Annotated in this window: 11 protein-coding genes; 8 read left to right on the plus strand and 3 right to left on the minus strand. The window is 43.3% G+C overall.

From position 1 onward, the window contains the following. Positions 1-174 precede the first annotated feature (174 nt). Positions 175-378 carry a hypothetical protein gene (locus F0249_RS09565; RefSeq protein WP_171756515.1) on the plus strand — a complete coding sequence of 68 codons (204 nt, stop codon included), beginning with the start codon at positions 175-177 and terminating at the stop codon, positions 376-378. Between the two features lie 79 nt (positions 379-457). Here the strand turns inward: F0249_RS09565 and F0249_RS09570 are convergent, their stop codons facing one another. The 3 genes from F0249_RS09570 to F0249_RS09580 form a co-directional block, all read right to left on the minus strand. Continuing rightward, positions 458-2,008 carry a tripartite tricarboxylate transporter permease gene (locus tag F0249_RS09570; RefSeq protein ID WP_017052667.1) on the minus strand — a complete coding sequence of 517 codons (1,551 nt, stop codon included), beginning with the start codon at positions 2,006-2,008 and terminating at the stop codon, positions 458-460. Positions 2,009-2,067: 59 nt separating this feature from the next. Continuing rightward, a complete protein-coding gene (locus tag F0249_RS09575; protein ID WP_017052666.1) occupies positions 2,068-2,565 on the minus strand; it encodes a tripartite tricarboxylate transporter TctB family protein in 498 nt (165 codons plus the stop codon). Positions 2,566-2,800: 235 nt separating this feature from the next. Beyond that, positions 2,801-3,772 (minus strand): tripartite tricarboxylate transporter substrate binding protein, encoded by a 972-nt coding sequence (locus tag F0249_RS09580; RefSeq protein ID WP_017052665.1) that lies wholly within the window; start codon positions 3,770-3,772, stop codon positions 2,801-2,803. A 337-nt stretch (positions 3,773-4,109) separates the two neighbouring features. On the opposite strand from F0249_RS09580, the gene F0249_RS09585 reads away from it, so the two are divergent. The 7 genes from F0249_RS09585 (at position 4,110) to acnD (ending at position 14,642) form a co-directional block, all read left to right on the plus strand. Then, positions 4,110-7,340 (plus strand): HD domain-containing phosphohydrolase, encoded by a 3,231-nt coding sequence (locus F0249_RS09585; protein WP_171756516.1) that lies wholly within the window; start codon positions 4,110-4,112, stop codon positions 7,338-7,340. Between the two features lie 70 nt (positions 7,341-7,410). Then, positions 7,411-8,013, plus strand: coding sequence for a LysE family translocator (locus tag F0249_RS09590; RefSeq protein WP_171756517.1), 603 nt, complete (start codon positions 7,411-7,413; stop codon positions 8,011-8,013). A gap of 59 nt (positions 8,014-8,072) precedes the next feature. Continuing rightward, positions 8,073-8,900: a helix-turn-helix domain-containing protein gene (locus F0249_RS09595; protein ID WP_171756518.1), complete on the plus strand. Its 828-nt coding sequence runs from the start codon at positions 8,073-8,075 to the stop codon at positions 8,898-8,900. A 143-nt stretch (positions 8,901-9,043) separates the two neighbouring features. Then, positions 9,044-9,748 (plus strand): GntR family transcriptional regulator, encoded by a 705-nt coding sequence (locus F0249_RS09600; RefSeq protein WP_113796959.1) that lies wholly within the window; start codon positions 9,044-9,046, stop codon positions 9,746-9,748. Then, positions 9,745-10,647, plus strand: a complete 903-nt coding sequence (gene prpB, locus F0249_RS09605) for a methylisocitrate lyase (protein WP_171756519.1) — start codon at positions 9,745-9,747, stop codon at positions 10,645-10,647. The genes F0249_RS09600 and prpB overlap by 4 nt, the downstream gene beginning before the upstream one ends. Positions 10,648-10,854: 207 nt before the next feature. Continuing rightward, positions 10,855-12,003, plus strand: coding sequence for a 2-methylcitrate synthase (gene prpC, locus F0249_RS09610; protein WP_171756520.1), 1,149 nt, complete (start codon positions 10,855-10,857; stop codon positions 12,001-12,003). 29 nt (positions 12,004-12,032) lie between these two features. Then, the gene (gene acnD, locus F0249_RS09615) at positions 12,033-14,642 is read left to right on the plus strand and encodes a Fe/S-dependent 2-methylisocitrate dehydratase AcnD (protein WP_171756521.1); all 2,610 of its coding nucleotides are present in this window, start codon (positions 12,033-12,035) and stop codon (positions 14,640-14,642) included. Positions 14,643-14,644 lie beyond the last annotated feature (2 nt).

Raw genomic sequence — 14,644 nt, forward strand, 5'->3', positions numbered from 1 at the left:
TTGACGCAATTTATAAGATTGTGAATAGGGTTATTTAGAAAAAGAAGAGATTTTTGTTAAAAAAAATACAAAATCTAATCCTATTCTTGACACTCTAAAGAGATGAACTAATGTTTATGTAACGTTGTACGGTCTGCAACGTTAGGCTTAGGATAATAATAAAAGGGCGTAAATATGGAGTTACTCGAATGTCAGTTGCAACTGAATGATGACAGTTTGTATGTGTTTGATTCAGTAGAAAAATCGCTAGCGTATGTAGATAATAACCCGTTAGATAATTTCCACTCTGCTAGTCTAAAAGTGGTTATGAACGGTAAACAGTACAGTTTTAATGCTCATAGCAGTGAAGATATGATGGAGAGTCTATTCAATCTTTAGTGCTATTTGATGATTTTCCGCAACAAAGAAGGATCTCATTGAGATCCTTCTTTTTATTGTTATCTACGAGCACGAGAGCCTAATTGTTGTTAGATGACGGCTGTTCAGGTTTTGTTGCGGTTGTGTTCGCCCTTAATCGATTGATTAATGTCATTACCACTGGGCTGGCAAGAACTAGAACAGCAATAACGGTGAAAGTGAGGGTAATGGGTCTCTCCCACAAGAAACTTAATTCACCATCGGCAATCATTAAAGCACGGCGTAAGTTCTCTTCCATTAACCCCCCTAAAATGAACCCAAGTAATAATGGTGCGAGAGGGAAATTGGCTAACCTTAAAGCGATGGCCGCCATGGCAATGAATAACATTATGAACACGTCCATGGTATTAAATGAAACCAAATAGACACCAGTAATAGAGAAGAACAGAATCATTGGAAGCAGTACTGTTCTTGGTACCGCTAATAATTTCGAGATATACGGGATAAGCGGCAGATTCAGAATCACGAGTACAATGTTACCAAAGTACATAGAGATGATGACTGACCAAAATACATCTGGGTGATCAACAAATAGACGTGGTCCGGGCTGAATACCATAGGCGATAAGCGCCCCAAGCATAATGGCAGTCGTTCCTGAACCAGGGATCCCTAGTGTTAATAGCGGAACAAATGAACCACTTGATGCGGCATTGTTAGCCGATTCTGGTGCGACCAAACCGCGAATACTGCCTTTACCGAACTCTTTCTGCTTCTCTTTCGGAGCAAGGCTTCGTTCCATTCCGTAACTTAGGAAGGCTGCTATTGTGGCTCCTGCGCCAGGTAATACACCAGTAAAGAAGCCAAGAATAGAAGAACGAATCGAGACAGGTGCCACTTCTTTAAGTTCTTCTTTGGTGACTTTCATACTACCGATATCGGCCATTTTGTTTTTTTCTTCGCCACTGGTATCTTTCTCTGGATTTAAGATACCCATGAGAGTTTCGCCTAATGCGAAGGTGGCCATTGCAAGCAGTAGAAAACTGAATCCATCCATTAAGTCAGTCAGCCCGAAAGTGAATCGCTCAACCCCGACGCCTTTATCTATCCCGACGGTAGATAACATCAATCCTAATATGGTCATCATCCAAGCTTTGATGACTTGACCGGGCCCGGCAAATGCAGCAACCGCTGATAGGCCGACAAGCATAAGCGCGAAATAGTCTGAAGATTGAAAACTCAGAGAAACCGAGGCTAAAGCAGGAGCGGCAATCAACAGCATAATGGCAGACAGCGTTCCCCCTGTGAAAGAGGAGTAAGCGGCGAGCGCAAGTGCTTTACCCGCTTGGCCTTTCTGTGCCATAGGATAACCATCAAAAGCGGTGACAACGGTTGATGAACAGCCCGGAGCATTGATTAGAATCGAAGAGGTTGACCCTCCAAATACAGCGCCATAATAAACCCCAGCCATAAGAATCAAGCCAGAAGAGGGCTCTAACCCGTAAGTGATTGGGATCATCAAAGCAATGGCAGATATAGGACCAAGCCCCGGGAGCATACCAATGAAGGTTCCAACAAAACAGCCGATAACGACCATCATGATATTCATGGGCATCACTGCGGTCGATAACCCTTGTAAAATTCCGTCTAACATAATGTGTTCCTACTCATACTTAAAATAAGCCAACTGCGGTTGCTCATTGGCTATCAGTATTACCAAAGGGTGAAGATAAGACCGGGCTCAAGGTAGATGTCTAATCCTTGAGTTAAAAGAAGATAAAACCCGATAACAAATGGGAATGAAGCCCCTAATAGAATCGATTTACGGCGTTCACCTAGTAGGTAAAAACCTGCGAGTAAGAACAAACTGGTTGCTAATACAAAACCGACGTATGTTAGGCCAAGGCCATATAGCGCCATTAGTGCAAGGAAGGAGAGTAATAGCTTCCAATTGAAGCCAAGGATCGCGCCGCTTTGTTTGTCAGGTTTCCCCATGATAAGAAGAAGGAGTGATAAGCCACTTCCTGCTATCGTGAGCAATATTGGTAATGTTCTTGCGGTAAACGGTTCGTATTCATCACCTGGAAACAAAGGGATCAGTGTCGTTTGATAGCCATAGCATAGACAGGTAATTAAGAAAATGAGTGCACCAACACGATCTCTGCACAGAAGGTATTCGCGACTAAAAAATTTGGTTGGCAAATCCGACATATCCAACTCCATTTGTGGTTCATAAAAGAAAAAACGTATACAAGCGAGTCAATAAATCACTAACTAAGCGTCATCCGATTGCTGCTAGTCAAACGGGTTCGCAATAAACAAAGGAGTTTGGGTAAACACTTGTATACGTGAAACAGGGTAGGGTCGATAGATTGCCCCAAAGGTTATTGATGTCATCAAGGTGGCATCAATAACCTATATTTCTATATTGATGACCTCAAGAACACTACTTCAAGAAGCCGAGTTCGCGCATCAATGTACCCATCTGCTTCTCTTGCTGCTCTAAGAATGTGTAGAAGTCTTTGTCTGCTTTGTAGTTGTCGATCCACCCATTGCGGTCTCGAACCACTGCCCATTCATCGGTTTTGTACATTTTCGATAACGCTTGGTTCCATTCATCTATTTTTGCTTGGCTAGTGCCGGGAGCGGCGAAGAATCCACGCCAGTTCGCAAATACCGTTTCATTGCCATACTCAACGAGAGTTGGAATGTCTGGCGCGGCTGCAAGTCGTTTCGGAGCGGTAACGGCTAAGATTTTCACTTGGCCTGATTTAGACATTTCAAGTACTTCACCTAAACCCGTAGATAGAAGTTGAGTTTCACCAGAGAGGAGTGCAGCCATTGCCTTGCCACCAGCATCGTATGCAATATAACGAACTTTCTTAGCATCGAAACCTTCACCTTTAAACGCAGCGGCTACGACAAGATGATCCATACTGCCGCGAGCTGATCCTCCGGCAATTTTTACTTTACGTGGGTTGGCTTTGAAATCGGCCACCACCTCTTCCCAAGAGTTGTATTTAGAATCAGTCGAAGTCACGATTGCTCCGTAATCGGCAATAGTGGCGGCAACTGGAGTAAGGTCTCTGAATGATTGTGGGAAAATACCAGTAAGAGAGCGCACAACAATAGGTGTCGAGTTCACCATCAAAGTATCTTCTTGACGTTTGGCGGTTTCAATTAAGTGTGCGATTGCTTTACCGCCACCACCGCCAGATAGGTTTTGAAAGGAGACATTTTCAACGATATCGGACTTTACGAGTACATCACCAGTACCACGAGCCGTCATATCCCAACCGCCACCCGCTCCGCCAGGGATTAAGAAATGTATTTTTTCTACGTCTGCTGCAAGAGCACTGAAAGATAAGCTTGCGGTGATTATCGTTGCCGCTAGAGTCGGTTTTAATACCTTAAACATGTTTCACGTTCCTTATGTCGGCGCATGGAATTTGAATCAATCCATGCTTTTTATAATATGTTCACCACAAGAAAGAGCCATTCGATGTGGATAGAGTAAAGTTAATGGCTTGTTATGAAATTGTCGTTATAACGATGATAAAAAGAATAAAGGGCATAAAGGGAGTTTTGGTCATAAAGTTCATGAGTTGCTGATAATAATAATTTGCGAGCAGTAACATAAAGTTACGGATTATTTGCGTGGATTCTCACAAATAAGAGAATCACTGTTGCATATGTGTTATGTTGCTATTAGTTGTGTTGCCAATTTGGATACTATTAAGCAAGGATTGCAAATAATGGGCTCAAGAAAGGTAGGAAACAGAAGAATAACCATCCGAGTGACCGTCGTTGGGATGTTTTTAATCGCAACACTGATCACTGCACTCATCGCAATTAGTTTACAGTACCGTTTTAGTAAGCAGATGGCAGCAGAAAACGCAGTCACAGAATATCGGGGTGTCTCCGAACAGATCAGCAGTTACATCAAAAGGTTAGATAGAGAAGCGACCTATACGGCAGAACTGCTCGGTAAGATCATGAACGAATCTGAATATAATCAGTCGTTCGAAAAGACACGGTCTATTTTTGCGCAGGCAATGAATAAAAACCCTCTGTTCTATAGCCTCTATGTCGGGTATGACAACGAGAATTTTTATCAGCTAATCAATTTAAATTCCGCTCCGATCGTTCGAGAACGAATCCGCGCAATTTCAAGTGATCGCTGGGTTCTAATTAAAATCTCTAATATTGGTAACCAACGAATAAAAGAGACGCTTTATTATGACGCCAATTTCAACATAAGGCATACAAAATCCGAAAAGAGTAATTACTATCCTACTCAAAGACCATGGTACTCCGCCCAAGGAAAAACAGAGGTAGATAAAACCTTACCTTATCTTTTTCAGCATCTAAAAATACCAGGGCAGACTTACTCAATTGGTATCCCTGAATCGAAAGCGGTACTGGGGATTGATATCGTTCTATCATCGGTAGAGTCTGAACTGGCAAAGTCTTCAATAGTAAAACGTAATTCTCAGCATTTGACTGAGGGTGAATTGGTCAATGAACGTGATTCATCGACAATACTAGAAGCTTATATCTATCGTAAAAATGGAGAGGTAATCGCTTCTAATCAATCCTCTTCTCAGCACGTTATTTTGCCACCATCCAAAATATTACCTCTCACCGCGAAACAGCAATCCATTATCGCGGACGCACGTTCATTCAAAGTATCTAATCAAAATGATTGGGCACCTATGGATTTTTCATTGGCAGGCCAGCCACAAGGGTACAGCGTGGATACTTTGGGGCTAGTGTCTGAAATGACAGGGTTAAGGTTTGAATTCATAAACGGTTTTTCATGGAATGAACTGCTTGCTAAGTATCAAAGCAATGAGCTGGATATGCTGCATTCCCTTCAAAATAATAAAATGAATCAAACATTGGGTGTCTTTAGCCAAACGATGTATGAACTGTCATTTGGAATTGTCACTAACACTGGAGTGGATGATATAAAAACGCTCACAGAGTTGAATGGAAAGCGATTAGCAATTTTAGATGGTTGGTCTGTTATTCCACAAATAAAGAAACAATTTCCTTCCATCCAATTACAAGTTTATCCAAGTGTTCGACAAGCGATTGAAGCCGTAAAAAGTGGTGATGCCGACGCTGTTATTGATTCCCAAGTAATTTTATCGCAAGTGACTCAGCAGTATTTCATCGAAGAGCTACAGGCTCACAATAATATCGTGGAGTTTCAGTATGGCTTCTCTGATGAGTTTCATTTAGTGATGAAAGAGCCGGACCATGAAATTGTGAATATCATCAATCAGGCTCTTGCGAATATCACTCCGGAACAGAAGGAAGCATTAAAGCTGAAATGGTTAAGCGGGCCTGAAACGAGATCACCAAAGCAATCAGATCTTGTTGTGCCTTATGCTGAGCTTATGGAAATAGCCGATCAACCAACACAGCAGCATAAGTTAGTTTTGAAAGATATTGCTGGTGAAAGTAAATATATTTTTGTGAGTGATGTTGGTGTTGATGTGGGCTCTGAAGAGTACTTTGCGGTAGTGATCCCACAGACGGTTATTTATTCGGTAGCCAAAAGTAAGGTTGTTACTTCTGTTTTGTTAACGGCGGGATTTTTATCTCTCTTTCTACCGCTGTCGTGGTTTTTTGGTTCACCCATCGTCAAACCGATTGCGCGGCTTCGAGAGCAGAGTGCCAAAATTAAGAATCGTCAATATGATGATGTGCAGCTTGTGGAAACTCAAGTCAAAGAGTTGTGGGAGTTGTCCGTTTCGATTAAAGAGATGTCGTGTGAACTTAAACGACATGAGGAGGCTCAAGAAGAGTTCGTCGAATCTTTCATCCGCCTCATCGCACAAGCGATCGATGACAAGTCACCTTATACCGCAGGACACTGTAATCGAGTGCCTGAACTTGGAATTATGCTCTCGGAAGCGGCTGAAAAGTCAGAGTCTGGCCCATTTAAGAGCTTTGCGTTTGCGAATGATGATGAACGACGAGAATTTAGAATTGCTGCTTGGTTGCATGACTGCGGTAAAATCACCACTCCCGAACATATCGTAGACAAAGGCACTAAGTTAGAAGCGAGTTATAATCGAATTCATGAAGTAAGAATGCGATTTGAAGTACTATGGCGGGACGCTGAAATTGAAACCTTAAAACAATTGGCGTTGGAACCACATAATCATGAAATTTTGATGCAGAAATTGAAGCGAGATCAGCAGCAGTTGGTGGATGATTTTGCGTTTGTAGCATCAGCCAATGTGGGTTCAGAGTTTATGAATGATGAGAGCATCGAACGTATTCATGATTTAGCAAGTAAGACTTGGACTCGCTATTTTGATGATCGCCTAGGATTATCACCCATCGAAGAGCTAGCCTGTGAAGGTGAAGCGAGCCCGTTCCCTGTGACCGAAACTCTGCTTGCCGATAAAGCGGAACACATTATCAAGCGCAGCCAGAATGTAGAATTTGATCCACAGTTCAATATAAAAATGGATGTGCCTGAACATCAATACAACTTGGGTGAGATCTACAATTTGACCGTAAAAAGGGGCACTTTAACCTCTGAAGACAGATTTAAGATAAATGAGCATATGATCAGCACAATTAAAATGCTGGAGAACCTGCCATTCCCACCAGAACTTGCTCGTGTGCCTCGTTATGCTTCAACGCACCATGAGACGTTAAAAGGAACAGGGTACCCGAGAAGACTCACGGGCGACCAGTTATCTGTGCCTGAACGTATTTTGGTTATCGCGGATATATTTGAAGCACTAACCGCAGCAGACAGGCCATATAAAAAGGCGAAACCAATCAGCGTTGCCGTCAATATTATGTATAAGATGGCTCTTGATGAGCACTTAGATATTGAGCTATTCAGGCTGTTTCTTGCTAGTGGTACTTACCTTCGTTATGCGAAAGAGTATTTACGACCAGAACAAATTGATCACGTTGATATCAGCCAATATTTGGATGATGAGTTAGCCGCATAGCAATTTTGTTCAATATTTATGGATACATTCAGCCTAGGCTGTCGGTACCACACATTCACTGTATTTAATTATGTTCACTGTTTTTATTTCAATGGCGCTTTTTGCCTTGGTGGGTTCCATTTCTCCGGGCCCGGTTAATGTCATTGCAACTAGTACGGCTGCTAATTATGGGATCAAACGAGCCATGCCTTATGTCATGGGCGCGACGATCTCATACACTTTAATTGTATTTCTTGCTGGCATTTTACTTGAAAGTTTAACGACGTTTGTTCCTCAAATTTCTGGAGGAATGCGTATTGTCGGTGGGCTATTTCTGATCTATATGGCAATTAAAATCGCGACGGCTGAACCTAACGTAGGAAGTAAAGAAGAGAGGCTGTCTGCACCTAGCTTATTTGATGGCGCAATCTCTCAGGGAGTAAACCCAAAGGCGTGGATGGTATCGATGTCAGGGGTCAGCTTATATGTGATTGGTCAGGGAAGCAGTGGTTATTATCTATCAATATTCTGCCTGTTCTCTTTTGTGATTTGCTTTATTGGGGTTTCAATATGGGCGGTTGCCGGGAGTGTAATAGGACAGTATTTGCAATCACAACGTAGACAGGTGATATTTAACTTGATTATGGCTATGTTGCTTATTGGTTCGGTTCTATCCATGTGGCTTGCCGATTAAGAGCAGGGCTGTTAAAAAAGCACTTTGAAATAGCATGATTTTACCAAGGAGGGTGAGTTGTGAAACAAGATAATTCCGTATTCTTTAAGCGAAGCGACTTGCTGCCCTTTGTTGAGATGCGAAAAGCGACCCGATCAACGGCTTGTTATCATCAACATTCACATGATGAGTTTTCGTTTGGGATCATTGATCAGGGAAACGCATTATATAGAAACCGACAGACAAACCATTCGATCAGTCAAGGGGACACAGTCACCATTAATCCGAGTGATGTGCACAGTTGTAACCCAGCGAAGGGAAAGTGGTCGTATAGAATGCTGTTCATTGACGCCCATTGGATGGGGGAGATTCAATCTCAGCTGTTCAAACATAACCGCATTGATTATCACCCTTTTGAGCGTCAATATGAAACATCAGAACTTTTTTATCAGAGTTTTAATCACCTGTTTCAATCATTGAACCAAAATTATGAGCCATTAACGTGTGAAGTGCAGTTGGTCGACTTTTTAGAACTATGCTTCAATGCGCAAAATTCAATGGATAGTCTGCAACAGAACCAAACCTATCGCCCTTGCTCTAATATGCGCCGTATAAAAGAGATGCTCCTAGATCAAATCGGTGAACAATTGAGTTTAGAAGCGTTAGTTTCTGAAGTTGGTATCAGTCAATATCATCTTATTCGTCGTTTTAGGCACTACTTTGGTATGTCACCCCATGCGTACTTGTTGGATGCTCGAATTAAAAAATCCAAACAAATGTTACGAACAGGTTGTAAAATTGTCGACATATCAAATAGTCTTGGATTTTCAGATCAAGCTCATTTTCAGCGTAACTTTAAAAAAAGAATTGCTGTTACACCAAAGCGTTACCAGTCATATTTCCTTTAATACTCTAATGTCCCCTAAAATTCACCCTTCTAGACCTTAGTCTAAATTGTCGACAATTCACTTGATTGTCGACACTTTGATCGTCTACTTTATATTCAAGTTAACAAATTGTTGACAACTTATCTCACAGACGAGTGATGAATATGAACATAGCAATGCAGCCAAAAATCAAAGCAACAAGTAAAGAGAATACTAAGTCTGAAAACCTGACTGAATACTTGATTGATGCCATCGTTGAAGGTGACATTGCACCCGGCAGTAAAATCTCTGAACCTGAACTGGCTAAACGATTTGAGGTAAGCCGCGGCCCATTACGAGAAGCAATCATGCGTGTCGAAGGGCTAGGCTTGATTGAACGAATTCCTCACATTGGCGCACGTGTCATCAGCTTTTCTACTGAACACCTTTTAGAGCTTTATTCTGTACGAGAAGCACTTGAAGGTATGGCGGCACGATTGGCTGCTCGCCATATTACGGCAGAAGAAATACGCAGTTTAGAAGCGGTACTGTCGACACATTCAGAACATATCGATCAAGTTGAAGGGGCGTCTTACTTTCATCAACATGGTGACTTTGATTTCCATTATCAAATTATTAAAGCGAGCCGCAATAAAAAGCTAGTGTCGTTGCTGTGCGACGAGCTATATCACCTCCTGCGTATGTACCGCTACCAATCACCCCGATCTCATTCACGGCCAGAAGAGGCGCTGGATGAGCACAAATATATTCTTCAAGCGATAACAAACCGAGATGAAGAGTTAGCCGAAATGCTAATGAGAAGACACATCTCAGGCAGCCGTCGTTTGATAGAGCAGCAGTTAGACAATGAACAGGGAGAAGAAAAATGAGCTTAAGTCCAGGCGCTAAATTTCGACAGGCTGTAGAGCAAAACGAGCCATTGCAGATTGTCGGAACCGTGAATCCGTATTGTGCAATGATGGCGAAAAATGTGGGTCATCAAGCGATTTATCTATCCGGTGGGGGAATCGCCAATGCTTCATACGGATTACCTGATTTGGGTATTACAACATTGAATGATGTGCTGGTGGATGTAGAGCGTATTACTAATGCATGTGATTTGCCACTGCTGGTGGATATCGATACTGGGTTTGGGGGCGCATTTAATATTGCTCGTACTGTCAAAGCAATGGAAAAAGCAGGCGCAGCGGCCATTCATATGGAAGATCAGGTTGCTCAGAAGCGTTGTGGCCATCGTCCAAATAAAGCCATTGTCAGCAAACAAGAGATGGTTGACCGAGTTAAGGCGGCAGCGGACGCAAGAGTGAATCCAGAATTTGTGATTATGGCGCGAACTGATGCGCTTGCCGTTGAAGGTATTGATAGTGCGATTGAACGAGCGATTGCTTGTGTTCACGCTGGTGCCGACATGATCTTCCCTGAAGCGATGACTACTTTAGAGCAGTATGAGGTTTTCTCTCAAGCTCTGAAATCAGCGTGTGGCAAACATGTCCCAATTCTTGCCAATATCACTGAGTTCGGGCAAACCCCTCTCTACGGATGCGACGACTTGGCGAAGTCGAATGTCGATATGGTCCTTTATCCGTTAAGTGCGTTTAGGGCGATGAATAAAGCCGCTGAAATGGTTTACTCACACTTACTTGAGGTCGGCAATCAAGAGGCACTATTAGACTCAATGCAGACTCGAAAAGAGCTATACCAATACCTTAACTATCATGATTATGAAGACAAATTAGATAAGCTTTTTAACGAGCAATCTGATGTGTAATTAACGAATTCGTCAATATTAACTTAATCCAATAACGTGAGAAGTGTGGTCTCAGAGACTGAAAACAGCCCTTAACTATAGGTCGATATAAACCAGTACATTCGTTCGGAAGTCGATGTATTTGGTTCACTATCACGCACTATAAGATGCCCTGATAAGCACCATAGTATAGAAAAAGGCTGAGATCCCGCTGAAAAGGAGTTCACAATGTCAGCAACAACAATCGATAAAAAACCAGCAATTGGTGGTGCAGGATTGCGCGGCCAAAGCGCAGGAACCACGTCATTATGTACCGTAGGGAAGTCAGGAACAGGGCTGACTTATCGTGGCTATGACATTACCGACTTAGCCAATAACGCACAATTTGAAGAAGTCGCTCATCTATTATTGAGAGGCCACCTACCGAATCAGACCGAATTGGATCTCTACAAATCTCGATTAATCAGTTTACGAGGTTTACCGCAAGAATTGAAAGCCGCCTTGGAGCTGATCCCAGCAGATGCACACCCTATGGATGTGATGCGAACGGGTTGTTCAATGCTAGGTAACTTAGAGCAGGAACAAAATTTTTCTGAGCAAGAACAAGCGACGGAACGCATGTTAGCTCTATTTCCAGCCATGATCTGCTACTGGTATCGTTTTAGCCATGATGGTGTGCGCATCGATACAGAAGATCAAAGTGAAACATGCACAGGTGGCTATTTCTTAAAAATGCTGACCGATAAAGCACCCACTGAATTGCACAAAAAAGTGATGCATTGTTCGTTGATTTTATACGCAGAGCACGAATTCAATGCCTCAACATTTGCTGGCAGAGTCTGCGCTTCAACACTCTCAGATATTCATTCGTGTGTGACGGCAGCAATAGGAACCTTACGTGGTCCATTGCATGGCGGAGCAAACGAAGCAGCAATGGCGATGATCGAGAATTGGAAAACGGCGGAAGAGGCAGAATCTAAAATCCTTACGATGCTAGAAAACAAAGACAAAATCATGGGCTTCGGACATGCCGTCTATCGTGAAAGTGACCCACGAAATGCACTCATAAAACGCTGGTCAAAAGAGTTGTCGACTGCTGTTGGTGATACACATCTTTATGCGGTTTCTGAGCGCGTAGAAGCCGTGATGAAACGCGAAAAAGGACTGTTTTGTAATGCCGATTTCTTCCACGCTTCCGCTTATCACTTCTTGGATATTCCGACCAAACTATTCACTCCGATTTTTGTTATGAGTCGTTTAACTGGCTGGGCTGCACACATTTACGAGCAGCGAGCGAACAACCGAATTATTCGCCCAAGTGCTGATTACGATGGCCCTGAGCATCAAGATTGGTTGCCAATTGAACTGCGTGACTAACGATAACAATAAAATGCATGGATGGATCTATGAGTGATGTAAATATGAACAGCCAATATCGGAAAAAACTAGCGGGTACTTCAGTTGAATATTTTGATACCCGTGAAGCGGTGAATAGCATAGCAGCAGGCGCGTATGACTCTTTGCCTTATACATCAAGAGTGCTTGCCGAGAATTTAGTAAGACGTTGCGATCCGAGCTCATTAACTGACTCACTAAAACAGATTATTGAGCGTAAAAGTGAATTGGATTTTCCTTGGTATCCTGCGCGAGTAGTGTGCCATGACATCCTTGGTCAGACGGCATTAGTTGATTTGGCTGGTCTACGGGATGCCATTGCGGATCAAGGCGGCGATCCCGCGAAGGTTAACCCAGTTGTTGAAACACAATTGATCGTCGATCACTCATTAGCGGTTGAGCACGCAGGCTTTGATAGTGAATCATTTGAAAAGAATCGAGCGATAGAAGATCGTCGAAACGAAGATCGATTCCATTTTATTGAATGGTGTAAAACCGCATTTAAAAATGTCAGTGTCATTCCTGCTGGTAACGGCATCATGCACCAGATTAACTTAGAAAAAATGTCGCCAGTGGTTCAAGTGAAACAAGGTGTCGCATTTCCTGATACTTGTGTCGGAACGGATAGTCATACTCCTCATGTTGATGCCTTGGGTGTGCTTGCTATTGGTGTGGGGGGGTTGGAAGCGGAAACGGTCATGCTTGGTCGTCCGTCCATGATGCGCTTACCTGATATTGTGGGAGTGAAAATAACAGGCCAGCGCCAAGCCGGAATTACTGCGACAGATATTGTATTGGCGATAACGGAGTTTTTAAGAAGTCAGCGAGTGGTGTCGTCATATTTAGAGTTTTTCGGAAGCGGTGTGAAAGATCTCACGATTGGAGATCGAGCCACCATTTCGAACATGACCCCTGAATATGGTGCAACAGCGGGCATGTTCTATATCGATGAACAGACCATCAATTACCTTAAGCTTACAGGGCGAGATGCAGAACAGGTGGCGCTTGTTGAACATTATGCAAAACAAACTGGCTTGTGGGCGGATGACTTAGTTAATGCGGAATATGAACGCGTACTCGAGTTCGATTTGTCTATGGTACAGCGTAATCTTGCTGGGCCATCAAACCCTCATCGTAGGCTTCCTACCGCCGAACTAACAGAGAGAGGGATTGCTGGAGAGTGGCAAGAGCAAGACGGTTCAGACAGTAATAAAACGATGCCTGATGGTGCAGTTATTATTGCGGCTATAACGTCATGCACAAACACCAGTAACCCAAGGAACGTGGTTGCAGCGGCGTTACTGGCGAAAAAAGCGAATCAACTTGGATTGGTGCGTAAGCCGTGGGTGAAAACCTCGTTTGCTCCCGGATCAAAAGTCGCAAAGTTGTATTTAGAAGAGGCAGGTTTGTTGCCTGAGCTTGAACTATTAGGGTTTGGCATTGTTGGGTATGCTTGTACTACATGTAACGGCATGAGTGGTGCGCTAGATCCTGTCATCCAGCAAGAAATTATCAATCGTGATCTTTACACGACGGCGGTCTTGTCTGGTAATCGAAACTTTGATGGGCGAATTCACCCTTACGCAAAACAAGCATTTTTGGCGTCACCACCGCTTGTTGTGGCCTATGCGATTGCAGGTACGATACGCTTTGATATCGAAAAAGATGCTTTGGGTGTCGATCACGAAGGCAACGCGATTTATCTCAATGACTTATGGCCAAGTGACGAAGAAATTGATGCGGTAGTGAAGCAGAGTGTTAAGCCTGAGCAATTCCATCAAGTTTATATCCAAATGTTTAAGCTCGATGATGAAGAGAGTAATAGCAACCCACTATATGATTGGCGACCAATGAGTACTTATATTCGTCGCCCGCCATATTGGGAAGGTGCATTGGCAGGCGCTCGAACATTATCAGGAATGAGGCCGCTTGCCGTACTAGGCGATAACATTACCACCGATCATTTGTCTCCATCAAACGCCATTCTTGCTTCCAGTGCCGCCGGAGAATACCTCACAAAAATGGAAGTGCCAGAGGAAGACTTCAACTCCTATGCGACCCACCGTGGTGATCACTTAACTGCTCAACGCGCAACGTTTGCGAATCCAAAACTGTTCAATGAGATGGTTAAAGAGCAGGGAGAAGTGGTGCAAGGTTCGATGACCAGAATAGAGCCTGAAGGCAAAGTCAGCCGAATGTGGGAAGCGATTGAAACTTACATGAATCGTAAACAGCCACTTATCATTGTTGCAGGCGCCGATTATGGCCAAGGATCATCACGAGATTGGGCGGCAAAAGGTGTTCGGTTAGCAGGTGTTGAGGCGATTGCCGCAGAAGGATTTGAACGAATTCACCGTACTAACTTAGTCGGGATGGGGGTCTTGCCTCTCGAATTCAAGGTTGGAACTAGTCGTCAAAGTCTGCAACTGGATGGTAGTGAGCTCTATGATGTTATTGGTGACATTGAGCCAGGTGTCGATTTAGCCCTAATCATTACCCGCACTAACGGAGAAAGAGTCGAAGTACCTGTGACATGTCGATTGGATACCGCCGATGAAGTGAGCGTCTACAACGCTGGCGGTGTATTACAACGTTTCGCGCAAGACTTTTTGGCTCAATAGGG

Source organism: Vibrio sp. 03-59-1 (assembly GCF_013114135.1).
Taxonomy (GTDB): domain Bacteria; phylum Pseudomonadota; class Gammaproteobacteria; order Enterobacterales; family Vibrionaceae; genus Vibrio; species Vibrio cortegadensis.

Excerpts from the sequence above, each read along its gene's own strand:
- prpC (WP_171756520.1), top strand. The coding sequence starts at position 10,855 with ATGTCAGCAACAACAATCGATAAAAAACCAGCAATTGGTGGTGCAGGA.
- F0249_RS09580 (WP_017052665.1), bottom strand. The coding sequence starts at position 3,772 with ATGTTTAAGGTATTAAAACCGACTCTAGCGGCAACGATAATCACCGCA.
- F0249_RS09565 (WP_171756515.1), top strand. The coding sequence starts at position 175 with ATGGAGTTACTCGAATGTCAGTTGCAACTGAATGATGACAGTTTGTAT.
- F0249_RS09575 (WP_017052666.1), bottom strand. The coding sequence starts at position 2,565 with ATGTCGGATTTGCCAACCAAATTTTTTAGTCGCGAATACCTTCTGTGC.
- F0249_RS09590 (WP_171756517.1), top strand. The coding sequence starts at position 7,411 with ATGTTCACTGTTTTTATTTCAATGGCGCTTTTTGCCTTGGTGGGTTCC.
- acnD (WP_171756521.1), top strand. The coding sequence starts at position 12,033 with ATGAGTGATGTAAATATGAACAGCCAATATCGGAAAAAACTAGCGGGT.
- F0249_RS09585 (WP_171756516.1), top strand. The coding sequence starts at position 4,110 with ATGGGCTCAAGAAAGGTAGGAAACAGAAGAATAACCATCCGAGTGACC.
- F0249_RS09600 (WP_113796959.1), top strand. The coding sequence starts at position 9,044 with ATGAACATAGCAATGCAGCCAAAAATCAAAGCAACAAGTAAAGAGAAT.
- F0249_RS09570 (WP_017052667.1), bottom strand. The coding sequence starts at position 2,008 with ATGTTAGACGGAATTTTACAAGGGTTATCGACCGCAGTGATGCCCATG.
- prpB (WP_171756519.1), top strand. The coding sequence starts at position 9,745 with ATGAGCTTAAGTCCAGGCGCTAAATTTCGACAGGCTGTAGAGCAAAAC.